Annotated in this window: 21 protein-coding genes; 12 read left to right on the top strand and 9 right to left on the bottom strand. The window is 44.7% G+C overall.

Annotated elements, in window-relative coordinates:
* Positions 1 to 128 precede the first annotated feature (128 nt).
* Positions 129 to 623: a leucine-responsive transcriptional regulator Lrp gene (lrp, locus tag ACWYU8_RS11130; protein WP_444492282.1), complete on the bottom strand. Its 495-nt coding sequence runs from the start codon at positions 621 to 623 to the stop codon at positions 129 to 131.
* 156 nt (positions 624 to 779) lie between these two features.
* Between lrp and ald the strand changes: the two genes are divergently transcribed.
* Entirely contained in the window at positions 780 to 1904 is a 1125-nt protein-coding gene (gene ald / locus ACWYU8_RS11125; RefSeq protein ID WP_457519636.1) for an alanine dehydrogenase, read from the top strand.
* Between the two features lie 92 nt (positions 1905 to 1996).
* Here the strand turns inward: ald and ACWYU8_RS11120 are convergent, their stop codons facing one another.
* The gene (locus tag ACWYU8_RS11120) at positions 1997 to 3193 is read right to left on the bottom strand and encodes a methyltransferase (RefSeq protein WP_457519635.1); all 1197 of its coding nucleotides are present in this window, start codon (positions 3191 to 3193) and stop codon (positions 1997 to 1999) included.
* Between the two features lie 250 nt (positions 3194 to 3443).
* The gene (gene cysB, locus ACWYU8_RS11115) at positions 3444 to 4418 is read right to left on the bottom strand and encodes an HTH-type transcriptional regulator CysB (RefSeq protein ID WP_457519634.1); all 975 of its coding nucleotides are present in this window, start codon (positions 4416 to 4418) and stop codon (positions 3444 to 3446) included.
* Positions 4419 to 4815: 397 nt separating this feature from the next.
* On the opposite strand from cysB, the gene ACWYU8_RS11110 reads away from it, so the two are divergent.
* Together ACWYU8_RS11110 and miaE are read left to right on the top strand one after the other, a co-directional pair.
* Positions 4816 to 5580 carry a DNA repair protein gene (locus ACWYU8_RS11110; RefSeq protein WP_457519633.1) on the top strand — a complete coding sequence of 255 codons (765 nt, stop codon included), beginning with the start codon at positions 4816 to 4818 and terminating at the stop codon, positions 5578 to 5580.
* 122 nt (positions 5581 to 5702) lie between these two features.
* The gene (miaE, locus tag ACWYU8_RS11105) at positions 5703 to 6473 is read left to right on the top strand and encodes a tRNA isopentenyl-2-thiomethyl-A-37 hydroxylase MiaE (RefSeq protein WP_457519632.1); all 771 of its coding nucleotides are present in this window, start codon (positions 5703 to 5705) and stop codon (positions 6471 to 6473) included.
* Between the two features lie 55 nt (positions 6474 to 6528).
* Here miaE and ACWYU8_RS11100 read toward each other — a convergent pair whose 3' ends face one another.
* A complete protein-coding gene (locus ACWYU8_RS11100) occupies positions 6529 to 6774 on the bottom strand; it encodes a hypothetical protein (RefSeq protein ID WP_457519631.1) in 246 nt (81 codons plus the stop codon).
* 267 nt (positions 6775 to 7041) lie between these two features.
* Here ACWYU8_RS11100 and ACWYU8_RS11095 point away from each other — a divergent pair, with 267 nt between their 5' ends.
* Positions 7042 to 7998 (top strand): AEC family transporter, encoded by a 957-nt coding sequence (locus tag ACWYU8_RS11095; RefSeq protein WP_457519630.1) that lies wholly within the window; start codon positions 7042 to 7044, stop codon positions 7996 to 7998.
* Between the two features lie 49 nt (positions 7999 to 8047).
* On the opposite strand, the gene ACWYU8_RS11090 is transcribed toward ACWYU8_RS11095, so the two are convergent.
* The 4 genes from ACWYU8_RS11090 to ACWYU8_RS11075 all read right to left on the bottom strand — a co-directional run bounded on the left by ACWYU8_RS11090 (position 8048) and on the right by ACWYU8_RS11075 (position 14655).
* Positions 8048 to 8521, bottom strand: coding sequence for a MarR family winged helix-turn-helix transcriptional regulator (locus ACWYU8_RS11090; RefSeq protein ID WP_457520183.1), 474 nt, complete (start codon positions 8519 to 8521; stop codon positions 8048 to 8050).
* 199 nt (positions 8522 to 8720) lie between these two features.
* Complete coding sequence (locus ACWYU8_RS11085) at positions 8721 to 11876, bottom strand: efflux RND transporter permease subunit (protein ID WP_457519629.1); 3156 nt, start codon at positions 11874 to 11876, stop codon at positions 8721 to 8723.
* Between the two features lie 2 nt (positions 11877 to 11878).
* On the bottom strand, positions 11879 to 13018 hold the full coding sequence (locus ACWYU8_RS11080; protein WP_457519628.1) for an efflux RND transporter periplasmic adaptor subunit: 1140 nt from the start codon (positions 13016 to 13018) through the stop codon (positions 11879 to 11881).
* Between the two features lie 443 nt (positions 13019 to 13461).
* Positions 13462 to 14655, bottom strand: coding sequence for a benzoate/H(+) symporter BenE family transporter (locus ACWYU8_RS11075; RefSeq protein ID WP_457520182.1), 1194 nt, complete (start codon positions 14653 to 14655; stop codon positions 13462 to 13464).
* 100 nt (positions 14656 to 14755) lie between these two features.
* Between ACWYU8_RS11075 and ACWYU8_RS11070 the strand changes: the two genes are divergently transcribed.
* The 6 genes from ACWYU8_RS11070 to argE all read left to right on the top strand — a co-directional run bounded on the left by ACWYU8_RS11070 (position 14756) and on the right by argE (position 20800).
* Complete coding sequence (locus tag ACWYU8_RS11070; RefSeq protein WP_457519627.1) at positions 14756 to 15295, top strand: helix-turn-helix domain-containing protein; 540 nt, start codon at positions 14756 to 14758, stop codon at positions 15293 to 15295.
* 259 nt (positions 15296 to 15554) lie between these two features.
* Positions 15555 to 16547 (top strand): ABC transporter substrate-binding protein, encoded by a 993-nt coding sequence (locus tag ACWYU8_RS11065; protein WP_457519626.1) that lies wholly within the window; start codon positions 15555 to 15557, stop codon positions 16545 to 16547.
* Between the two features lie 322 nt (positions 16548 to 16869).
* Entirely contained in the window at positions 16870 to 17862 is a 993-nt protein-coding gene (locus ACWYU8_RS11060) for an ABC transporter substrate-binding protein (RefSeq protein WP_457519625.1), read from the top strand.
* A 14-nt stretch (positions 17863 to 17876) separates the two neighbouring features.
* Positions 17877 to 18680, top strand: coding sequence for an ABC transporter permease (locus tag ACWYU8_RS11055; protein ID WP_457519624.1), 804 nt, complete (start codon positions 17877 to 17879; stop codon positions 18678 to 18680).
* On the top strand, positions 18668 to 19534 hold the full coding sequence (locus tag ACWYU8_RS11050) for an ABC transporter ATP-binding protein (protein WP_457519623.1): 867 nt from the start codon (positions 18668 to 18670) through the stop codon (positions 19532 to 19534). The genes ACWYU8_RS11055 and ACWYU8_RS11050 overlap by 13 nt, the downstream gene beginning before the upstream one ends.
* Positions 19535 to 19630: 96 nt before the next feature.
* On the top strand, positions 19631 to 20800 hold the full coding sequence (gene argE, locus ACWYU8_RS11045) for an acetylornithine deacetylase (RefSeq protein WP_457519622.1): 1170 nt from the start codon (positions 19631 to 19633) through the stop codon (positions 20798 to 20800).
* A gap of 74 nt (positions 20801 to 20874) precedes the next feature.
* On the opposite strand, the gene ACWYU8_RS11040 is transcribed toward argE, so the two are convergent.
* Positions 20875 to 22380: an aldehyde dehydrogenase gene (locus ACWYU8_RS11040; RefSeq protein ID WP_457519621.1), complete on the bottom strand. Its 1506-nt coding sequence runs from the start codon at positions 22378 to 22380 to the stop codon at positions 20875 to 20877.
* A 198-nt stretch (positions 22381 to 22578) separates the two neighbouring features.
* On the opposite strand from ACWYU8_RS11040, the gene ACWYU8_RS11035 reads away from it, so the two are divergent.
* The gene (locus ACWYU8_RS11035; protein WP_457519620.1) at positions 22579 to 23829 is read left to right on the top strand and encodes a flavin-containing monooxygenase; all 1251 of its coding nucleotides are present in this window, start codon (positions 22579 to 22581) and stop codon (positions 23827 to 23829) included.
* A 59-nt stretch (positions 23830 to 23888) separates the two neighbouring features.
* A complete protein-coding gene (locus ACWYU8_RS11030; protein WP_444492265.1) occupies positions 23889 to 24299 on the top strand; it encodes a RidA family protein in 411 nt (136 codons plus the stop codon).
* Positions 24300 to 24302: the final 3 nt, after the last annotated feature.

Raw genomic sequence — 24302 nt, 5'->3', positions numbered from 1 at the left:
ATTAGGAATTTGCAAAACATTCCGAGCGGCATCTAGCCGCTCGGTAAATTGATTTAACCATATCAAAGAGAAAAACCCAATGAATCTCTGTCGAAAGCGGAAGCATATACCGCTTTCTTTGCAAGAAATTAACGAGTTTTAATCACAAGCTGGTTAGATTGTTTCACTTCTTCCATAACAACGTACGTACGAGTGTCGTTTACACCAGGTAAACGTAGTAGCGTATCGCCAAGTAGACGACGATAAGCCCCCATATCTGATACACGAGTTTTAAGAAGATAGTCAAAGTCACCTGATACTAAATGACACTCTTGAATGTCATCCAGTTTTTGAACCGCAGTGTTAAACTGCTCGAACACGTCCGGCGCACCTCGGTTTAACGTAATTTCAACGAACACTAATAGTGAAGCATCCAAAAACTGCGGGTTCAGCAACGCAGTATATCCTGTGATGTACCCCTGACGTTCTAATCGACGCACACGCTCCAAACATGGTGTTGGTGATAACCCAACACGTTTTGAAAGTTCTACGTTTGAAATACGACCATCTTTCTGAAGTTCATTCAGAATATTGCGGTCGATACGGTCTAGATCCTTGGACGGCTTTTTATAGTTGTCTGCCATTTTTTATTCCACCTTATTACTTCCTTGCAAAGAAATATACTACAACTTTTTAATATTTGGTGCCAAATATTGAAAATCTATAACTATACTAGTTATTAATTCGACAATAACACCCTACAAACAGTTAATACAACCATTATGTAAAGAGGATTCAGGATGATCATTGGCGTACCTAAGGAAATCAAAAACCACGAGTATCGTGTGGGCATGATCCCAGCTAGCGTGAGAGAACTCATCTCACATGGTCACCAAGTTTTAGTTGAGACCAACGCAGGTGCCGGCATTGGTTTTTCAGACGATGATTACATCGCTGTCGGCGCATCCATTCTCCCGAATTCTGCTGACGTTTTCGCGCAAGCAGATATGATAGTAAAAGTAAAAGAACCCCAAGCAATCGAAAGAGCAATGCTCCGCGAAGGGCAAATTTTATTTACCTATTTACACCTAGCACCAGATTTTCCACAAACTGATGAGCTAATCAAGAGCAAAGCTGTCTGTATAGCCTATGAGACTGTAACAGATAATATGGGTCGTTTGCCACTGTTAGCACCAATGTCTGAAGTAGCAGGTCGGATGTCTATCCAGGCTGGTGCACAAACGTTGGAAAAATCTCAAGGCGGTCGTGGTTTACTGCTTGGCGGAGTACCCGGAGTTGCGCCAGCAAAAGTGGTCATAGTGGGTGGCGGTGTCGTTGGGGCGAATGCTGCTCGTATGGCACTGGGTCTACGTGCTGACGTTACAATTCTTGACCGTAATATAGATACACTGCGTAAACTGGATGAAGAATTCCACGGTCAAGCGAAAGTGATTTATTCTACAGAAGACGCTATAGAGAAGCATGTTCTGGAAGCGGACCTTGTCATTGGTGCGGTTTTAATACCCGGCGCTGCAGCTCCTAAGTTAGTTAAAAAAGAACACATTGCAAAGATGAAGCCAGGCTCCGCGGTGGTTGACGTCGCTATAGACCAAGGCGGCTGCTTTGAAACTTCGCACGCAACCACTCACGCGGACCCCACTTATATCGTTGATGAAGTCGTTCATTACTGCGTGGCCAACATGCCTGGCGCAGTAGCTCGTACTTCAACTTTTGCCCTAAACAATGCCACTTTGCCTTACATTCTGAAACTGGCAAACAAAGGGTACCAACAAGCTCTTCTAGACGATAAAGGCTTCCTTGAAGGCTTAAACGTGATCCACGGTAAAGTAACATGCAAAGAAGTGGCTGAAGGTTTTGGTCTAGAGTACGTAGAACCAGAGCAAGCGATTGCCATGTTCAGTTAATGATCAAATAAATCAACTTTGTCACGTTTTGTTTACAAAAGTCCACCGCCGAGTGGGCTTTTTCATATAGAACCCTTAGCTATAACAGATAACTATTTCTTATATGCACAAAGCAAAATATTTCGAGGAGTAACAGATTTAGCGCAAAACTCCAGCAATCTGGCACGATAACCTCGTTCTTCAAGATAAAGTGCTTTATCTAAAGCAAGCCAGATCTCTAAAGGTCGCTGAAACACCAGTTGAATTAAGCTCATTCTTTCCATCTGCCAAAAACGTGCTTCAGCTAATGCTTCAAACTGATCGAAGTCGATTTTTCGATTCATCGTGATTCCTTTTTGCTCAGCAGCCCAAAGGCAAAAAGCTTCAAATCCCTCACTCAATTGCGATTTACGAATGCTTGGTACAGGCTGATATTCATCAAAACCCAGTACCTGCCGAGTGATCAAATCGAAACCCAGCCTGAAAACCATCTCTCGTTGACGATGACGGCGTACCCTTTCACCGCCCGTCACAGTTTGTTGCAGCGGGATGCGAAGCTCCTGTTTGGAGAGAATCAACGTTGAAGTTTGACCAGCTTCAGACAGTGCCTGATAAGCCACCCCTTGAATCAAGTGGTAACAACAAGGAGAAATGGTCATTGCCGCGACGCCACTTTCACAACCATACTGGAGCAAACGCACATGCAGGTCACCGCAGGCATGCAGAGCGACGGCATGCTGTGTTGGCTTAAATACCGCTTTCGCTGAAGCGTGGAATGCATCGCCTTGAATAAAGGCCATTTTCCAGTGATGCTCATCCGCAATCTGCTGACCTGAATCGCATAGCGCTTGCTGATATTCAAAGCTAGTAACCGGCTGCTCCGTTTGCGTGGTGAGAATTCGCCCTAGATACCCTTTACCTGAACACCACTCAAGCCATTCTTCACCGCGATGATTCAAGATGGCCGCTTCTCCCATCGCAACAATTTGCTCAAGTTTACGTCCGGGAATACCGCTGTCTAACCCTCTTTCGAGCTCTAAACCACTGAGCGATATGGCATCCAGTTGGGTGCAGTCTGCTAGTTTCTGCAGTACTGGTAAATAAAGGCTGATTTCAGCCAAAGCTTGTTCCGGCTTTGTTTTTAAACGTTCAATTTGCAGGGGAGAAAGCGTCGCTAACCACTGACAAAGATTGGGGTACTGCTCTTGCCAGGGTAATGCTGAATGAATACTGCTTTGGAATGGATCGAATCGCCATAACGATTGGTGTTCAATCAAGCAGTCATTAATAAATTGGAATTGAGTGTTCATTAATACCAATATCAGTCATTTAATTATCAAAAAATTGCACAGGAAAAATCGCTTAGAGCAAGGCAGAGTTTGCAGTAACTAGTGGTTCTAATTATAAAAATTCTAACGCAGCTATGGGCGATTTTAACCAGCAAGAATGATGATAAATTGCTGAAATTGGTATAAGCCCCCACCACACTAGCGGGGGCGAATTATATACGTAAGCAGACCTTTCAGGAACACTCCGCTTTAGTGTACATGGAATTAATCGTTATCTGACTGGCAGATCGATATCTTTAAACATCTCTTCGATCTCCGCATTCGATTTCAGAGAAATCGCACGCTCAACGACCGGGCGAGTCAAGTGTGGTGCGAAACGCTCCATAAAGTCAAACATATAAGAACGAAGGAAAGTGCCACGACGGAAACCAATACTCGTCGTACTTGCACCAAACAGATGGCTCGCATCGATAGCAACTAAATCACTGTCTTGTTTTTCATCTACTGCCATACTTGCAATCACGCCAACACCGATGCCCATTCTTACATAGGTTTTGATGACATCAGCATCCGTCGCCGTAAACACCACGCGCGGCGTCAGTCCTTCGCGATTGAATGCGGTATCAAGTTCAGAACGACCAGTAAAACCGAATACGTAAGTCACCAATGGGTAAGAAGCCAAATCATGAATGGTGACATGGGTTTTCTTCGCTAGTGGATGATCTTTAGGTACCACAATTGAACGATTCCAGTGGTAACAAGGCAACATGATAGCATCTTGATAAAGATGCAGTGCTTCGGTTGCTATCGCAAAATTTGCTGTGCCCTTCGCAATCGCTTCTGACATCTGCGATGGCGTCCCCTGATGCATGTGCAGAGATACTTTTGGATAACGAGTCGTAAACCCTTTTATGACGTCAGGCAATGCATAACGGGCTTGTGTGTGTGTCGTTGAGATATTCAGCGTCCCCATTTCTGGATGCGTATGCTCTCCCGCAACGGCTTTAATGCTCTCTACACGCCCAAGAATTTCCTGAGAAATGCGTACAATTTCTTCACCAGCTGGTGTCACCTGGGTTAAGTGTTTACCACTACGTTCAAAAATTTGGATACCCAACTCATCTTCCAGCAACCGGACCTGTTTGCTGATCCCCGGTTGAGAAGTGTACAAACTCTCTGCTGTAGCAGAAACATTCAAATTATGGTTTACAACCTCAACAATATACTTCAGTTGTTGCAGTTTCATCGTAATCCCTTACTCGTTCGCGAGACACTAAAATAGTAACTAAATTGATCACTCTGCAGAGCGATATAATTATTAGTTATAACGCTACAACTGCAAAATGAACAGTAATTTCTAACATATACCTAAATTACTTTTAGTCGTCAGATTTCTTGTATTGCCACTAGAGTGACTTCAAGAAAAACATCGGGTGAAACAGGAAGTCTCCCGTATGTAACGCGAAGGCTCATGAGTATGCACATGGTTGAATTTTAAGTTTTCCTATCTCTTGGGAATATTGATAACGATATAAATTAAAACGCGCGTTAGGCATAATATTCCGACAAATAAGCTGCCTTGGAAGATGAGATTCATGTATTCTTGACAGCTAGTCGTAGAAAATAAAAGCAAATGCAAAGATATGAGTATTGGTTTAATAATCGCGTTGGTCGCCGTTTTATTGGTATTGATCCTTGGCTATAACATCATGTTGCAATACAAGGTCAAAATAGAAACCGCCAGAAAACAGGAATCTTCCCGTTACGTTTCTGTGATTGACAGTGCTGAAGAACTATTAGGCCATGTAGACCGTATCCCCTTCAGCTATGAGCTTCTGCTATGCCTGAACAATCGCATTCTTGATGCATTAGAAAATATGCAGCAGTTTGACCCAAGAAATAAACAGCTAGCTCAACGTATCGCCAACTTAAAACAGCAAATCGTGCAATTAAAAATAAACGAGCACGCTGGTGAGAGCACAACGTTCAAAATGCCAAACAGCGATAAGCAAGCCATCGCAATGCTTAAGCTAGTCAAACGCCTGCGAGACACCATTCGCAACGAGCATAATAAAGGCCGCTTAGACACTCAAACTTACGTGGCAGAGAATGCGCGATTAGAAACAATCCAAGTCCGTATCAACATTGAAAACGTGATTAAAAGAGCCAATGACTCGATCGTTCGTGGTCAGCCAGGTACCGCTCTGCAATTACTGCGTAAAGGTATCGACGTACTCAGTAGTAAAAATGACGCTTATTCGATCCAGGCAAAGCAAAAACTTGAAGAAATGCTGGGTGATTTAGACAAGAGACGTCAGGATCAGAGCAACACTGAAATGCAGCAATTGGCCAACAGAGAGCGTGACAATGATATGCAAGTGCTCTTCGGTGAGAAGAAAAAGTGGTAATATCTCCACCAGCATTCCCCAATATCTGTTGAAAGGCTGCGTTTGCAGCCTTTTTTCTATCCACTTCAAATTGAGAAGTGATTGGATAACACAAATTTGAACGTAAAGTACCAAGAATTAAAATGATTAATCTCGACGCTTACCAAGATCTTCTTACTCCTATCAACCAGTTTCTCCAATGCCGTACCCCAGATGCGTGGGTTGAGGAAGCGAAGAAACCAGAAAACCTTCAAACCATATTGACAGACCACCTACTCTGCGAGCTGAAGGCGGGTCAATCAGCGATGTTTTTGATTCGCAAATACGCCATCGATCAAAGCAGCTCACATGCATTGCTCGACTGGTTCAAACCCTATGAAGATTTCGCGTACCGTAATATAGGCTCGTTGGAAACACTTAAAGGTAAGAGCAATATTTCTAAAGCGATCATGGCAAAATCCAATTCTCCTTACAGCCAAGAGTTGATCGATAAAATGGTTCTGTTAATAAAAGAAGAGTTACACCATTTTTATCAAGTGCTCGAGATCATGGATAGCCGGGGCATCGAATATGTCAATATTCCGGCCAGTCGCTACGCAAAAGGGCTTATTTCACATATGAAAACGCATGAGCCAGAAACGCTCATCGACAAGCTCATCATTGGCGCGTATATCGAAGCACGCTCATGCGAACGCTTTGCAATGCTTGCGCCTCACATGGAAGAAGACATCGCGAAATTCTACATTTCTCTTTTGCGTTCAGAGGCACGACACTACCAAGATTACTTAGTATTAGCAGAGCAGATCGCAGGCAAAGACATCAGTAAACGCATCGCCTACTTCGGACGTGTAGAAGCAGACCTTGTCTCAACACCTGACACTGACTTCAAATTCCACAGTGGTATACCTGTTTAAAGGCTATTTGCTAATAAAAAACGGAATTGCCGAACCATTCGTGTTCGGCATTTTTTTACTTCGATTGCAGAGTGAGTTTCGCCATTAATGATTCACGGCGAAGTTCGAGGATTTCATCAATCAATTGCTCTTTCGCATGAATACCAAAGTGCTGAGCGTAGTTTTTGACTTTTTCTACTTCACTTGGTTGTAAGCGGTAAATGTCACGCTTTAAACGCGCTTCCGCTTCACTTTTGATTAGGCCATGCTGTTGTAACAATCTGATGATGACTTTGTCGGCTGGGTTTACTGCTCGTGCCATGATAATCCAATCTGTATTTGTTTTTGGTTGGGGGCGGTCATTTCCGTCGCAAACCTTATAGATTGAACATGACAGCGTTATTGCACGAGCAGGGTTTATGAGAGGAGGTCAAATAGCATTGCTGAAACGTTGAGATATTCACCGCACCTTGGTATGCAAATTACATCCGAATGATTAATTTAAATATATTTGCATCACATCCCTATTCTCCACCCCCTAAGTTGTGGCTTAATAGATGAACAATAACAATATCTCCACGGACACCTAATGGACTCGGTTTTACATCAGTTGCAATTCTCTATATCAATTACAGGCCCTATCTGTTTGATGCTCGTACTTGGCGTCATCTTTAAAAGAATTGGCATTATTGATAATAATTTTATCGATGTGGGATCAAAACTGGTCTTTAAAGTGACGCTTCCAGCCATGCTATTCATCAGCATTGTCTCTTCAGAGCATGACTTCGCTTCAGCCAGTAATTTCGTTAATTTCGGCGTCATTGCCAGCATTTCGTTTTTTGTTTTTACCTACATTTCCGTGAAGTTAATATTTCCATCGTCCGCCGATCAAGGCGTACTGATACAAGGTGGCTATCGAGCGAATACTGGCATCATTGGTATCGCTTATGTATCGAGCGCCTATGGCTCACAAGGTGTTGCGTTAGCTGCACTTTACGTTGCGGTAACGACCTTTATCTACAACGTACAAGCGGTGATTTGTTTATCGCCTAAAGGGGGAACATCCCTCTCACAAGCAGCGAAATTAATGGTACGCACGCTGACGAAAAACCCGTTAATTATTTCTATTGTTCTGGGGATGCTCTTTTATATGGTGTCCATCCCGGTACCTCAAATTGCGATCGATGCAGGGAATTACCTTTCGAGAATGACGTTACCTTTGGCATTGTTATGCACGGGAGGTTCGTTAGATTTTCGATTGATGAAACAAGAGAAAGGACCATCCTGGTTCGCCAGCAGTTACAAGCTGATCGTCGCCCCACTTGTCATTACATTGGGAGCCTATTTGGTTGGATTTCGTGGAATTGAGCTGGGTATTTTATTCTTTATGAATGCTTCACCGGTGGCGGCGGCAAGTTATGTAATGGCTCGCTCTATGGGTGGCAACTCGGTACTGGCAGCAAACATCATTGCTATGACAACGGTGCTGTCTACTCTTACCTGTACTTTAGGAATTATTGTATTGAGTTACTTGGCGTTGATATAGCGTTCTTAGGCTCATGTATATTCACGCTTGCCGACGGTAAAGATTAGGGTTAATGGCCGTTCTCTCCCCACAAAACATGGTTGGCAAGCGTTAACTTTCTCACCAAGCGAAAGAACTCCGTCGACTCTGATTTGGATAAACTCGAAAGGAACTCTCGCTGCAGTTCGGTCATGATTTGATGTACCTGCCGCACCGCTGCTTTACCCTCAGGCGTTATGCTTAGCATCTTAAGTCTTCGGTTTGTCTCGCATTTAGAGACCTGGACTAAACCTCGCTTTTCCAAATTATCCACCATGCGTTTAGCCACACTGCGTTCACTCAGCACTGCATTCGCTAACTCTTGCTGGCACATGGGTTCAAACTCTTCCACTGCCGCTAACGCAGTCGCCATTTCTAAAGTAATTAAATTCTGGCGAGATAACTCTGTCTGAGCGCGATTTCGATACATTCTCTGCATGACACCACAAACAAACATTGGACTTTGATCCAAAATCGTGATGGGAGAAATCTTATTGTCTTTCATGGTCGTGTATTCGTTCTGTAGCTTAGGTTCATGCTTTCTGAACATGGCGCTCTTATTAGAAGAGGTTCGTCACTTTAAGGATAGCTAAAGTGAGTTGGTGCTGTGTCACATTGAGAGCATAAACAAAGAGCGCCGAAGCGCTCTTTTATTACCGTAATTATCGGTAGTATAACTTAGTTAGAACCGTTAAGTCTTACTGTCAGGATTCAGATTCCTTGGCGGCAGTTTCAATTTGTTCAACTTTTTCTTCTTTTTTAGCTCGGCGATCAAATAAACGCTCTACTACAACAAAGAAAATCGGTACAAAGAAAATACCTAGCAAGGTCGCACTGACCATACCACCAAGTACACCTGTACCTACGGCGTTCTGACCCGCAGAACCCACACCAGAACTGGTTGCCAGTGGGACAACACCCAGGCCAAACGCCAGTGACGTCATAATGATCGGACGGAGACGAACTCGAATCGCATGCAACGTCGCTTCGATAAGCCCTGCGCCTTTCTCGTAGTACTCTTTGGCAAATTCAACAATCAGAATCGCGTTTTTAGTCGCCAGACCGACGGTTGTCAATAGACTTACCTGGAAGAACACATCGTTATCCAAGCCTCGACCCATCACCGCAAGCACCGCACCAAGCACACCCAGAGGCACCACCAATACAACCGCAAACGGAACTGACCAGCTTTCATAAAGTGCAGCCAGAACAAGGAACACTACGAGGATCGACAACGCGTATAGCATTGGAGCCTGGTTACCAGATAGACGTTCTTCATAAGAGATGCCCGTCCACTTCACCTGGAAGCCTTCTGGCAATTGTTTCACCAGCGCTTCAATCTCTGCCATTGCGTCACCCGTACTGACACCCGGAGCAGCGCCCCCCTGAATGTTCATCGCAGGCAGGCCATCAAAACGTTGTAACTGAGGAGAACCGTACGTCCATTCGCCATGAGCAAACGCAGAGAATGGCACCATGTCACCATTGGAGTTACGCACGTACCAAGAATCAAAGTCTTTAGGCTGCATACGGAACTCAGCATCACTCTGTAGCATCACCTTTTTAACACGGCCACGGTCAATGTAGTCGTTGATGTAAGCGCCACCCCATGCCGAAGACAGGATTTGGTTAACGTCATCAATGCTCACATTCAAAGCGCGTAGCTTTGCGTGGTCAACATGTACTTGGTACATCGGTGCATCCGCTTGACCGTTAGGACGCACGCCAACCAAGTTAGGGTTTTGTGCTGCCATACCAAGTAACTGGCCTTGCGCTGCAACCAATGCATCGTGCCCTTGGTTTAACGAGTCCTGAAGATAGAAATCAAAACCGGTGGCGTTACCTAACTCTTGGATTGCCGGAGGCGCAAAGGCATAAACCATGGCTTCTTTGATGGTAGAGAAGTACCCCATCGCTCTGCCCGTTAATGACGCGGCGTCCATTCCTGGCTCTTTACGCTCTGACCAATCCTTCAAGTTAATGAATGCCATACCCATATTTTGTCCCTGACCAGCGAAACTAAAGCCAGCCACGGTAAATATCGAGTTTACTGCATCTTTTTCTTCTTCAAGGAAGTACTCACGCATCTTATCGAGCGTTTTCTCGGTTTGTTCCTGCGTTGAATTCGGAGGCAAAATCGACATAGAGAAGATAGTGCCTTGGTCTTCATCAGGTAAGAAAGACGTCGACAGATTAGTAAAGAACCAACCTGCCCCTGCGGACAACGCTAAAAACAACAACATCATACGACCCGTGCGCTTGAGTAGTCTTGCTACGCCCGATTCGTATTTTGAGGTTAAAGAATCAAACTTACGGTTAAACCAGCCGAAGAAACCTTTTTTCTCAGACAGTTCTGCATCGCCTTTCTTCAGCAAGGTCGCACATAGAGCTGGCGTCAGGATGATCGCAACCAGTACAGAAAGCGTCATGGCTGCAACGATCGTTATCGAAAACTGACGATAAATAACCCCGGTCGAGCCCGTCATAAATGCCATTGGTACGAATACCGCAGACAAGGTCAAACCGACACCAACCAGTGCGCCAGTGATCTGCCCCATAGACTTCTTGGTCGCCTCTTTCGGTTCGAGCCCATCTTCGTGCATCACACGTTCAACGTTCTCTACTACTACGATGGCATCGTCCACCAGCAAGCCGATTGCCAGAACCATAGCAAACATGGTTAAGGTGTTGACGCTAAAGCCTGTCGTATACAAAACTGCAAACGTACCAAGCAATACCACCGGAACCGCGATGGTTGGGATAAGCGTCGCTCGGAAGTTCTGCAAGAACAAATACATGATCAAGAACACCAGAACAATCGCTTCCAGTAGCGTCTTCACTACTTCATGGATCGATGCTTCAACGAATGGCGTGGTTTCAAATGGATAAGAAATCTTCAAACCAGCAGGGAAGTTTTCTTGCAATTGCGCCAATCGCTCTTTTACCGCTGCTGCAGTTTCAAGCGCGTTTGCTCCGGTGCCCAGAGACAGACCTAAGCCAGATGCAGGGTAACCATTGAATTGCCCTCTGATATCGTAACTTTCCGCACCACGTTCAACACGAGCAACGTCTTTTAAATACACGTTCGCGCCGCTGGTATCGGACTTAAGAATGATATTTTCAAACTCTTCAACACTGCTCAAACGACTTGCAGAAGAGATGGTCGCATTCAAAAGTTGCCCTTGTTGTGCCGGTGCTGCGCCAAGCTGACCTGACGAGACCTGAGCATTCTGTTCACTGATCGCGCTGGCAACGTCAATTGCAGTCAAATTAAACTGAGCCAGCTTGAACGGGTCTAACCAGACACGCATCGCATATTGAGCACCAAATGCCTGAACCTTACCGACACCAGAAACACGGCTGATTGGATCTTGAATATTGGATACCACATAGTCAGCGATGTCATTCTGCGTGTAGTTTGGATCTTCGGAATACAGTGCAACAACCAACAAGAAAGAGGTATTCGATTTCTCAACCACAATACCCTGACTCTGTACTTCACTCGGTAGTGAGGTCAGCGCTAACTGTAATTTGTTTTGAACCTGAACTTGAGCAATGTCCGCATCAGCTTCGCTATCAAATGTCAGCGTTACCGTCGCATTACCAAACGCATCACTGCTTGATGAAAGGTAACGCAGGTAATCCAGACCCGTCATGTTTTGCTCGATAACCTGAGTAACGGAATCTTCAACCGTTTTTGCAGATGCCCCAGGGTAACGAGCTGAGATAGTGACCGTCGGCGGTGAAATGGTTGGATACTGCGATACTGGTAAATTCATCAGGGACATGATCCCCGCCAGCATGGTCAGAATAGCCAGAACCCAAGCAAAGACCGGACGATCTATAAAAAATCGTGCCATGGTTACTCCTGTTCACCAGTTTGAATGCTTACAGAACTGCCCGGCCCTACCTTTTGCAGACCCGCCGTGATCACTTTGTCGCCCGCTTTTAAACCGTCAACGATACGCCATTGATTATCAATCACTTCCGCTGTCGATACCGGAGTCGAAACGACTTTGTTCTGTGCGTCAACAACCATAACAGTCGCTTGTCCCCTTGCGTCACGAGTGACGGTGTTTTGAGGAACAAGAATCGCTTCAGGGTCCACACCCGTAATGACTGTGGCGCGAACAAACATCCCCGGTAACAGCAGTCCATCAGGGTTAGGGAATTCCGCACGAAGCGTGACGCTCCCGGTGCTCTCATCGACATTCACTTCGACAAACTTCATTGTGCCTTTATGGGCATAAGTCGAACCATCTTCTAATTCCAAAGTCACTTCGGCTGACTCATCCTGCTGGATATGTCCTTCCGCCAGAGCAGATTTCAAACGCAGCAATTGAGCTGATGACTGCACGATGTCGATATTAATTGGATCAAGCTGTTGAATCGTCGCTAACGTGTCAGACTGGTTTGCGGTAACCAAAGCACCTGCCGTGACACTCGATTTACCGATAACACCACTGATAGGCGCCTTAACCTGAGTGTATGACAAATTGATTTTCGCAGTATTGATTGCCGCTTTAGCGACTAATGCCTGAGCTTTTGCTTCTTTATAAGCCGCTTCGGCTTCATCAAGATCTTGTTGACTGATTGATTTTTTCGAAATGAGGGCACGGTAGCGCTTAACCGTCGCAAAGGTTGATTCTTCAGTCGCATTTGCACGGATCAACTCTGCTTCAGCACTAAGCAGAGCCGCTTGATAAGTTGAATCGTCAATCTGATACAAAGATTGGCCTTGTTCAACAACACCACCTTCTGCAAAGTTACGCTCAGAGACAATACCGCTAACCTGCGGACGCACTTCAGCCTCTTTGAACGCACGGCTACGTCCCGGTAATTCTACGGTTAACATCTGACGAACGGGCTCAACAGTCATCACTTCGACTTCTGTCGTTGGAGCGGCACCACCGCCTTGCTTCGTTCCTTCTTGACTTGGTTGACATCCGGCCATAAACAGGCTTGACGCAATCAACAGCGATAGCGTGGTTTTACGTCTCATTAAACATCTCTCTTCTTACTTTTTCTAAAAACCATTTAGGCTCGTAAAAACACCTAAAAAATGTGGTTATAATTGATGAAGTTATATTCAAAAATTACTTAGAATCATAATTACCCTGTGTTGTACATACAACAACATTTACACTTCCTAACGCTCACAGTAAACGTTTGTCTGCAAGGTGTGCTTTAGATCTCAGAATTGATTATTTTGCGTTGGAAATCACATTTTTCTGTGAGCAATAACATCGCACAAAAAACAGCCAATGCGATGACGAAAACATCAACCATTTGTGCAAAAATTTGATCCCAAGTCCACATTTATTTGTTAAATGATTAAAAAACAACTCATAGATAGCCACAGGTAATGCTAGCTAATGCTCAAAAAATGACTCAAATTTCGCGCTCTTTGTTGTTTTTAGTTTCAGAACCCTTTTCAGGATCAAACTAGCAAGCTGTTTCTTTTCCGGCTGTGACTGCTGTTTGACGTACCTTACGGGTTAAACGTAAATGCATCACTCCCACCAACAACCCCCATAATGTTGCACTCACACCAAGAAAACTGATCCCAGACAAGGTGATGAGAAAAGTAAACAGTGCAGATTCTCTGTATCCCTCATCGTGGAACGCCGATTGCAAACACATCATCAACGTACCTAATAAGGCGAAACCAGCCAGTATTTTTGTTACTTCGTCAGGTAAAGACAAAAAGATCGCCACAACTGTTGTCGCGAATATACCTGCAATCAGATAAAACACCCCAGCCCATAGCACTGCGCGGTAGCGTTGTGATTTGTCAGGATCCACTTCCGGTGTCATACAAATTGCTGCAGAAATCGCGGCAAGGTTGACGCTAAAACCTCCAAATGGCGCTGAAAAAATATTGGTGATACCTGTACCGATGAGAATGGGTTTCACCGGTGTGTCATATTGGTAGCTTTTCATCATCGCAATACCAGGCAAATTCTGCGAAAGCATCGTAATGATGTACAGCGGAATGGATAAATTCAGCATGGCACTGATATCTAAACTTGGCGTAACCCACGCAGGTGCAGCGACAGATAATTCGGTAACATTAATCACCGAATCTTCAATGCCGATAGAACAAATAACGCCAATGATAAGAAGCGCCAACATCGCGTATCTGGGAATTGCTTTCTTCGCGACTAAGAAGCCGACAAACATAAGCAAAAAGGTTACAGGTGCACTGCTCACCGCTTTAAAACTATTCAGGCAGAAAGGGAGCAAAATCGCGCCCAGCATTGCAGTTCCCAATTGGGGTGGAATGCGTTCAAGCGCCCGGCTCAACGGCGTAATGAGACCAGTTAATAAGATAAGTACACCAGAGATAATAAAGGAACCGATGACGACTGGTAATTCATACTGCTGAGAAGCGATGACTAACATAGCCGCACCAGGCGTTGACCACGCGGTTAAAATCGGTGTTTTATAAATCCAGGAGTACGCTATGGAAGTCAAACCCATTGTGACGCCTAATGCCAGCAACCAGCTTTCTATTTGTAGCGGTGTTGCTCCAGCAGACGTCGCCGCCTGAATGATGATCACGACCGAACTGGTATAACCAACCAACACGGCCGTAAAACCGGCGGATATGTGGCTTAAATTGAATAACTTTTTCATCATTCGCTCTTCCCTGATTTGTGATAAGATTACGCGTGCGCTATAACATACAACGGAAAGATAACACTGTGCGTAATAACGCACAACAGGGTATTTGGTTATGAATGAATCTGCATTTAAATCTGAGATCGCTCAACACCTGAAATCAGAGAGGAAAAAGAGAGGATTGAGCCTGGATGCAACATCCAAATTGACAGGCGTTTCAAAAGCAATGCTGGGACAAATAGAACGACAAGAATCAAGCCCGACCATCTCAACGCTGTGGAAGATCGCCAGTGGATTGGAAACGTCGTTCTCTGCATTCTTTGCCGATGCGCCAGAGCTACGATCTGCTGAATTTACGTTCCCGGATGACTCCAAAATGAAAGTGAACACACTTTTCCCTTACAAAGCGGACTCTGGTCTGGAAATGTTTGAGATCACGTTGACCAATTTTCACAGGCAAATGTCGTCACCTCACGGTGTCGGTGTGATTGAACATATCCACGTGCTAAGCGGTGAAATGAATGTCTTTTTCGATGATAAATGGCACCATCTGACAACCGGAGACAGTACTCGCTTTTTCAGTGATCAGCCACATGGTTACGAAGCCGCAACCGAGACAACCACGTTTCAAAATATTGTCTGTTATCCGAGGTAGTCCCAAATTAGCCAAAGCACTTTGCCTCTGATGCTTATATAAAGCAGAGGCTTATTGCTCCTAAATTAGCCCTCGCCCTTTTAATCCGACAAACATTTATCCTATCTACGCGCAATGTCCTTACCCTATCGCCTTATAAATTCAATTAATAAGAAAAACCTATCCAATAGCTAAGTTTTTAATAATTGTTCGCTTTTTACCCACATGTTTAACTGAAATTGCTCAACTAAAGCCCACTATTTTCAAAAGGAAATTGAATATGCGAACACAGCAAAACTCAGTAAAAAAACATGTAAAAACGGCAGCTAAAGTCCTGTCAGTACTTGCGATGTCTAGCCAACTCGCACATGCAGGTAAGCTATCCATCGGAATGACTACGTGGGTCGGTTACGGCACCTTGTATCTCGCTGATGAACTGGGATATTTCAAAGAAAAAGGATTAGAGGTCGATCTTCAGACGATTGAGCAAGGCTCTACCTATATGGCAGCCGCAGCATCGGGACATCTTGATGGCTCCGCTTCTACGATTGATGCCATTCTCAAGTATCGTCCTAAATTCTGTTTTAAAGCTGTTGCAGCACTGGATGACAGCTTTGGTGGTGATGGCATTTTAGTCCAAAACGGTATCAACTCAATTCAAGATTTAAAAGGTAAAACTGTTGCGGTGAACGAGGGTTCTGTTTCTCAGTTCTGGCTATCTAACCTTTTGAAACAAGCTGGCATGACCATGTCTGATATCAACGTGCAAAACATGACCGCTGACGATGCCGCAAGCGTCTTTATTTCTGGTGGTGTACAGGCTGCTGTGACTTGGGAACCAAACTTGACTTACGCTCGCACGAACAACGTTGGCAAAGTTCTGGTCGATAGCACTAGCACTCCGGGTATTATCGTCGATGTTGTAAACCTACGTTGTGATGTCATCGAAAACCAACCTGATGATGTTGCTGCACTCGTAAATGGCTTATACCGTGCCGTTGAATACACTAAAGAAAACCCAGAAAAAGCATACGCAATCATGGCGAAAAAACTAGGGGGCTACCTGTCCGATCCAAAAGACCTTGCTGGAGCAGCTGCTACTGTGCGTTTCTACGACCAAGAGATGAACGTCAAACTACTGGGGGAAAATGGTAAAGAGGGTGAACTCGCCCCCGTTATCAAACTGGCTAATGAAACCTGGAGTCAACTGCAGGGAGAAAAGTTTGAAGTGACATTTGATGATTTAGTCGACAATCGATTTATAAAGCAATAACCCAAACAATCCGTTGATAGGTGTCATACAGCTCATGTAGCTGAGAAATGAAGGTATAAAGTGAGCCAACGAGACTTACTAGTCAGAAATCGTTGGCTCATTTTTTTCGCCTCAATAAAACAGCCGATAATTACCACTCACCTGGCATAATTTCATTGCTCAATTCAAATTAATATCAATGAAATCAAAAATATAACCACAATAAACTGTGCATTAATAAAAGCTATCCAAAAGCCAAGTTTTTAATAATTGTTCACAAATTACACTCATGTTTTACTGAAACTGCTCAATAAAAACCTTTCAGTTCAAAAGGAATTTGAATATGCATAAACAGGATAGTTCGGTAAAAAAACATATCAAAACAGCAGCGAAAGTGCTGTCTGTACTCGCGCTTTCTAGCCAGGTAGCTCAAGCCGGAAAGCTCTCTATCGGGATGACGACCTGGGTCGGTTACGGCACACTTTATCTTGCTGATGAGTTGGGATACTTCAAAGAAAAAGGATTAGAAGTTGATCTTCAGACCATAGAAGAAGCGTCTATGTATATGGCGGCAACGGCATCTGGTCACCTTGATGGTTCCGCTTCGACAATCGACGAAATATTAAAATATCGTCCAAAATTCTGTTTTAAAGCCGTTGCTGTATTGGATGATAGCTACGGTGGTGACGGAATCTTGGTGCAGGACGGTATCAATTCCATTCAAGATTTAAAAGGCAAAACTGTCGCGGTAAACGAAGGCTCTGTCTCTCAGTTTTGGTTGTCAAACCTTCTAAAAGACGCAGGCATGACCATGTCTGACATCACGGTACAAAACATGACAGCGGATGACGCTGCCAGCGCCTTTATTTCTGGTCGTGTTCCTGCAGCAGTGACGTGGGAACCGAACCTGTCTTACGCTCGCTCGAAAAATGTCGGACATATACTCATCGATAGCAGTAAAACGCCGGGCGTTATCGTCGACGTAGTTAACTTGCGTTGTGATGTGATTGAAAACCAACCTGACGACGTGGCTGCGTTGGTCGATGGCTTATATCGAGCAGTTCAGTACACCAAAGACAACCCAGAAAAAGCTTATCAAATCATGGCGAAACAGCTTGGTGGTTACTTATCGGATCCAAAAGATCTTGCAGCAGCAGCGGCGACCGTGCGCTTCTATGACCAAGATATGAGTACCAAACTCCTTGGTGAATTGGGCAAAGAAGGCGAGATCGCACCTGTGATAAAACTGGCCAATGAAACCTGGAGCCAACTTAAGAAAGAAGACTATCAGGTGACGTTTGAAGAATTAGTCGACAACCGATTCGTTAAGCAATAAGTGGAGTATCTATCGTGGCTAATCAATCATTCTCTTTATATCAGCTAACTGCGCCAAAAGAGGACATACCTAACAAGGTTGTCATCAGTGCTGGCGCTATCAGTTGGATAGTGTTGCTGACCGCTTGGGTACTTCTCTCTTATACCGGTTGGGTACCAAGTATGTTCCTGCCTTCGCCACTAGACGTACTTAAAACCGGCATGCGTTTAGCAGAAGATGGCTCTCTGTTTACTCATATCTGGTCCAGTTTAGAAGTTGTCATCATTGGCTTCTGGATATCATCACTGGTTGCAATCCCACTGGGTCTGCTTATGGGTAGCTTCCGTATCGTACAGGCATTCTTAGATCCGCTTGTTAACTTCATCCGTTATTTACCGGTCACTTCTTTCGTACCACTCTTTATCCTTTGGATTGGTATCGGTATCGAACAACGTGTGACGGTGATTATCTTCGGTGTGTTTTTCCAGCAAGTGGTCATGATTGCAGACGTCTCTCGCGGTGTATCCAAAGACCTGCTTCACGCGGCATACACATTGGGTACCAGCCGTAAAAAGATACTCACACAAATCATTATGCCAGCGTCAGTACCAGGCGTACTGGATGCACTTCGAGTAACTATCGGTTGGGCGTGGACTTACCTGGTGGTCGCGGAGCTTGTCGCCGCAAACAGTGGCCTAGGCTACATCAGCCTAAAAGCAATGCGAGGATTCCAGGTCGACATTATCTTCCTTGCCATTGTTATCATCGGCCTACTCGGCCTAATCACGGACCAATTTTTTAAAGTTTTACGATTAAGGTTAAGCGCATGGGACAAATAGCAACAAAGACGACGCCTCTCCATGACACTGAGAGCAGCGATACGCAATCACTTAGACGTTTAAAATCAGTATCAGATCAACCGACGCAACTGCACATTGACAATATTACGCTGAAATTCCCAAGCAAAGATGGCGGAGAATTCACAGCAATAGAAAACCTGTCATTAGAAGTAAAAAATGAAGAGTTTGTGGTAATTGTTGGACCGTCAGGTTGCGGTAAATCGAGCTTACTCTACTTAACCGCCGGATTGAATAACCCGACAGAGGGTGAAATACGAGTTGCCGGAAAAGTAGTTGAAGGTCCAAGCGCTGAACGCGGTATGGTATTCCAAAGCTATACCCTCTTCCCTTGGTTAACCGTTGCACAGAATATTGAATTCGGCCTGAAGCAAAAGAAAATGCCGACAAGTGAGCGTAAGAAAATCGTTGATGACTACATCAAGCAAGTCGGTTTAGAAAACTTCGCCAACCATTTTCCCAAGCAACTCTCTGGTGGGATGAAGCAACGCGTTGCCATCGCCCGATCACTGGCTAATGACCCACAAATCCTGCTAATGGATGAACCATTTGGTGCACTGGATAGCCAGACACGCTTGCAAATGCAACAACTGCTATTAAAAGTTTGGGAAAAAAGCAGAAAAACCGTTGTGTTCGTTACTCACGATATTGATGAAGCTATCATGCTTGGTGACCGAGTGTTTGTAATGGGTTCGAAGCCTGGCCGTATACAAAAAATTCTGGATGTAAATATCCCCCATCCAAGAACACTTGATATGGCGATGGAACCCGAATTCCTGACATTGAAGAAAGAAATATTGTCACTGCTGCACGACGACTTGCTCGAAGTACATTAATTTTTTTCTCTTCAACCCATGATATCCTGCTCGTTGGGTATCATGGGGTTTCGCCTTATACCAATATTCATCACATGGAGGCGAGTTGTATTTTCTATGCCAAATCAAAACACACTGGACATTCTCTCTACCCTTATTAGCTACGATACCACCAGCGCACATTCCAACATGCCGCTTATCGATTACATTCAAACCTATTTGGGTGATTACGGAATCGAATCAACGTTAGTTTTTAATCACGACAAAAACAAAGCCAACTTATTTGCATCTATCGGTCCCAAAGACAAAGCCGGAATTATGCTATCCGGACATACCGATACCGTGCCAGTGACAGGCCAGCAATGGGATACAAACCCGTTCGAACTAGTCATAGACGGCGAACGCTGCTTTGGCCGTGGTACAACTGACATGAAGTCATTCCTCGCTGTAGTCTTAGCCGCGATTCCCGACTTTTTAGCTCGTCCCCTCCACTACCCGGTTCATTTTGCTTTTTCTTATGATGAAGAAATTGGCTGCCTGGGCGTGCGAGGATTAATTGAACAGCTTCAGCACCTGACCATCAAGCCTGCAGCCTGTATTGTCGGTGAACCAACCTCAATGAAAGTCGCCACTCGCCATAAAGGAAAACTGGCGGCAAAAGTAACAATAACAGGTAAATCTTGCCACTCGGGTATGGCTCCATATGGCGTTAACGCCGTCAACTATGCAGCTCGGCTGGTTAACTGGTTGGAGAATATGGCGCTGACAAAACGAGACCACGGTCCATTTAACTCTGAGTATGAAATCCCATATACCACGATTCACACTGGGACAATCCATGGCGGTCAAGCTCTGAATATCGTCCCAGATCTTTGCCAATTCGATTTTGAAATGCGAAATATCGCCAGCGACGATCCAGTACAAATACTCAGTGAGTTTCAGACGTATGCGCAGCAACTGGTGGTAGAAATGCGTAAAGTGAGCGAAGAGTGTGATATCAGTATCGATATTCTGACCGAATACCCAGGTTTGGACACATCTGAAAATACTCGTCTGATTACTTATGTACAAAATCTCGCTCAGGACTTTGAAATCAGTCGAGTCAATTTCGGCACTGAGGGTGGTTTATTCTCACAACAGCTTAAAATACCAACATTAGTTTGTGGGCCTGGTAATATGGAGCAAGGTCACAAACCAAATGAATATATTACATATGAACAATTAGAGAAAGCTGAAGCATTTATTCATTCGCTTGCTCATTCTTTATCTAATGATAATTTCATTTAATCATTCAATGAAGTGAAATTAAAAAAGGAAGCACTTTTGAGATGCTTCCTTTTTATTAACTATTACACGTTGAATTAATTTAATTTAATCCACGTTGTTTTTAGCTGAGTGAATTTATCAAACGCATGCAGCGAAAGATCACGCCCAAAACCAGACTGTTTATAACCGCCAAAAGGCGTAGAGAAATCTAACGCATCCATGGTGTTCACTGACACGGTTCCGGCTCTCAACGCTTTTGATACCGAATGCGCTCGCGTTAGATCTTTTGTCCATACCGATGCAGCCAAACCATAAATTGAATTGTTCGCTATCTCAATTGCCTGCTCTTGCGTATCAAACGGAATGATCACTACAACCGGACCAAAGACTTCCTCTCTGGCGATGGTCATCTCTGGCGTAACATTGGTTAGGATAGTAGGCTCAACAAAGTTACTAGTGACATCCGCTTTCTCAAAACCACAAACCGATGTTGCGCCCGCATCTACGGCTGCTGCAACCATGCTACGAACTTTTTGTGCGTGCTCTTTGCTGATCAACGCACCAATCTGGGTTTGCGGATCCAGTGGATCGCCCTGCTTCATCTCTTGAGTATATTCGATAAATTTCTGCGTAAACGCCTCTTGAATACTGCGTTCGACAAGAATTCTGGAGTTAGCCGAACAAACCTCACCTTGGTTAAAGAAAATACCTGCAGCAGCATGTTGCACTGCCGCATCCAAATCACAATCAGAGAAAATTAAATTTGGGCTCTTACCACCAGTCTCCGGCCATACTGGTTTCATGTTCGATTCAGCAGAGTAAGACATCAGACGCTTTGCCGTTGCGGTAGAACCAGTAAACGTTAAGCTGTCGATGTCATTGTGTCGTCCTAACGCTTGACCAACCACTTCACCAGTCCCCGTCACTACGCTAAGTACACCATCTGGCAAACCCGCTTGCTGAGCCAACTCGGCAAGACGTAACACGCTATGCGGTGACTGTTCTGCAGGTTTAAGTACCACTGAGTTACCTGAAATCAAAGCTGGCGCTAATTTCCACGCGGCAATATCTAACGGGAAATTCCACGGAATAATGGCGGCGACGACACCGATGGCTTCGCGCGTGATCATGGCAATATTGTTTCCATCGGTTGGCGCGACTTCACCATAGATTTTGTCCACCGCTTCTGCATACCATTCAAAACAACCTGCCGCGCCGGGGATATCAACATTGAATGCATCCATGATTGGTTTGCCCACGTTAAGTGTTTCCAGCAACGCGAGTTCTTCACGGTTTTCTAATATCAACTCAGCCAGTTTTTTAATGACCTGCTTCCGTTCACGAGGTGATTTTTTTGACCAGACACCTTGCTCAAATGCCTGACGTGCTGCTGTAACTGCAGCATCAACATCTTGTGATGTACACGCCGTCACTTCTGCCAATATTCGTCCGGTTGCAGGATTAACCACTTCATAAGTGCCACCATCAGTCGCATCGACAAAGTTTCCGTTAATATAGGCTTTATTTTTTAATTCAATAGTTAATAGCTTATCCGTCCAGTAGCCTTTGGTATATTTATCCAAGATATTCTCCTCGTTCATTCCTTTAAAACTGAAATATCAACAGTACTTTCTCGCTTATTATTAATACCGTAAATAGAGTATTAGTTAAACTTAACCGATGACTTTATTGGATAGTATTTTTTTATGTAGAGGTTTAATTTATATTATTTTATCACTCTAAATGACTGCCCTACTATTTCCCCATGGAGAAAGCCTAGTCATTAAAAGGATTGAATAGTGATATTTGAAAATGCAAACGTAGATACGGTAGTCATCGGTGCCGGTCAGGCTGGCATTGCAATGAGTGAACATTTGAGTGCGCTCGATATTTCCCATTTAGTTCTTGAGCGAGACAGAATTGCTGAACGCTGGAGAACACAGCGTTGGGACTCTTTGGTTGCAAATGGTCCAGCCTGGCATGACCGATTTCCAGGCCTTGAGTTTAGTGATGCCGACAAAGACAGCTTTGTTAACAAAGACGCGATTGCAGCTTACTTTGAAAAGTACGCGGAAAAATTTTCGGCACCAGTACACACAGGAGTTACAGTCACCCAAGTAACCCCGCTGAAAAGCTCACCAGGCTTCTTGGTCGAGACATCTCAAGGCAACATCATTGCCCAGCGAGTCGTCTCTGCTACAGGCGCATTTCAGTTGCCATCTATCCCAGCTATTGTGCCGAATGAAGAAGTAGAACAGATACACTCTTCTCAGTACCGAAACCCAGAGCAACTAAATGACGGTGCCGTACTGGTTGTTGGTGCGGGCTCCTCTGGCGTTCAAATCGCCAAAGAGTTACGACAGGCAGGGAAAGACGTATTCCTTTCTGTTGGCCCTCACGATCGCCCACCGCGTGCGTACAGAGGAAAGGACTTTGTATGGTGGCTTGGCGTACTTGGTAAGTGGGATCAAGCAGCCATGGAACCAGGTCTGGAGCACGTAACCATTGCAGTGAGTGGCGCTGAAGGTGGTAAGACGGTTGATTTCCGCGAGCTAGCCCACGACGGTATCACCCTGTTAGGCAGAACCGAATCGTTCGACTATGGCGTACTCACCTTTGCTGGTGACTTAAATCAAAACATCGCTCAAGGTGACGAAAACTACCTGTCGTTGTTGGACGAAGCGGATGCCTACATCGAGCGAAACGGTCTGGACTTTCCACAAGAACCAGAGGCACGAACTCGTTTAACCAATCCTGAATGCATGACAAACCCCGTTGTGTCGCTCAATTTAAAGCAAAACGGCATTACCAACATCATCTGGGCGACGGGCTTCAACGTCGATTACAGCTGGCTCAAATGTGAGGTACTAGACGAACGGGGTTACCCAGTTCATCAGCGAGGTATTTCTCCGGTTCGAGGCGTATATTTCCTTGGTCTGCCTTGGCTATCTCGCAGAGGTTCAAGCTTTATCTGGGGTGTTTGGCATGATGCAAAATACATTGCCGGTCATATCGACACCCAACGTAATTACGAAGATTACGCATTGTAAATCAACTCGTTAAATAAAATTAAGTCTAATAAGTACCAGAAATAAAAAGGAATTTATCTATGCCAACACATACTCGTATTCGCATGTTCAACACCAAAGAGACATACCCAAATCAATCGCTTGATAACGATTTATGCCAAGCGGTCATTGCTGGCAATACCATTTATGTTCGTGGCCAAGTAGGTACTGATTTCGAAGGTAAGCTCGTCGGACTTGGCGACCCAGAAGCACAAGCACGACAAGCAATGCATAACGTGGAACAGCTCCTAAAAGAATGTGGTTCAGACCTGACCCACATCGTGAAAACCACCACCTACATTACCGACCCTCGATTCCGTGAACCTGTTTATCGCGAAGTCGGTAAATGGTTGAAAGGCGTTTACCCAATTTCTACCGGACTTGTGGTTGCTGGATTAGCGCAACCTGAGTGGCTAATGGAAATTGATGTTATTGCCGTCATTCCAGAATAATGG

It is taken from the genome of Vibrio limimangrovi (assembly GCF_054064025.1).
Note: the sequence above shows the minus strand (reverse complement) of the source record. Positions and strands in the feature narration are given on the sequence as shown.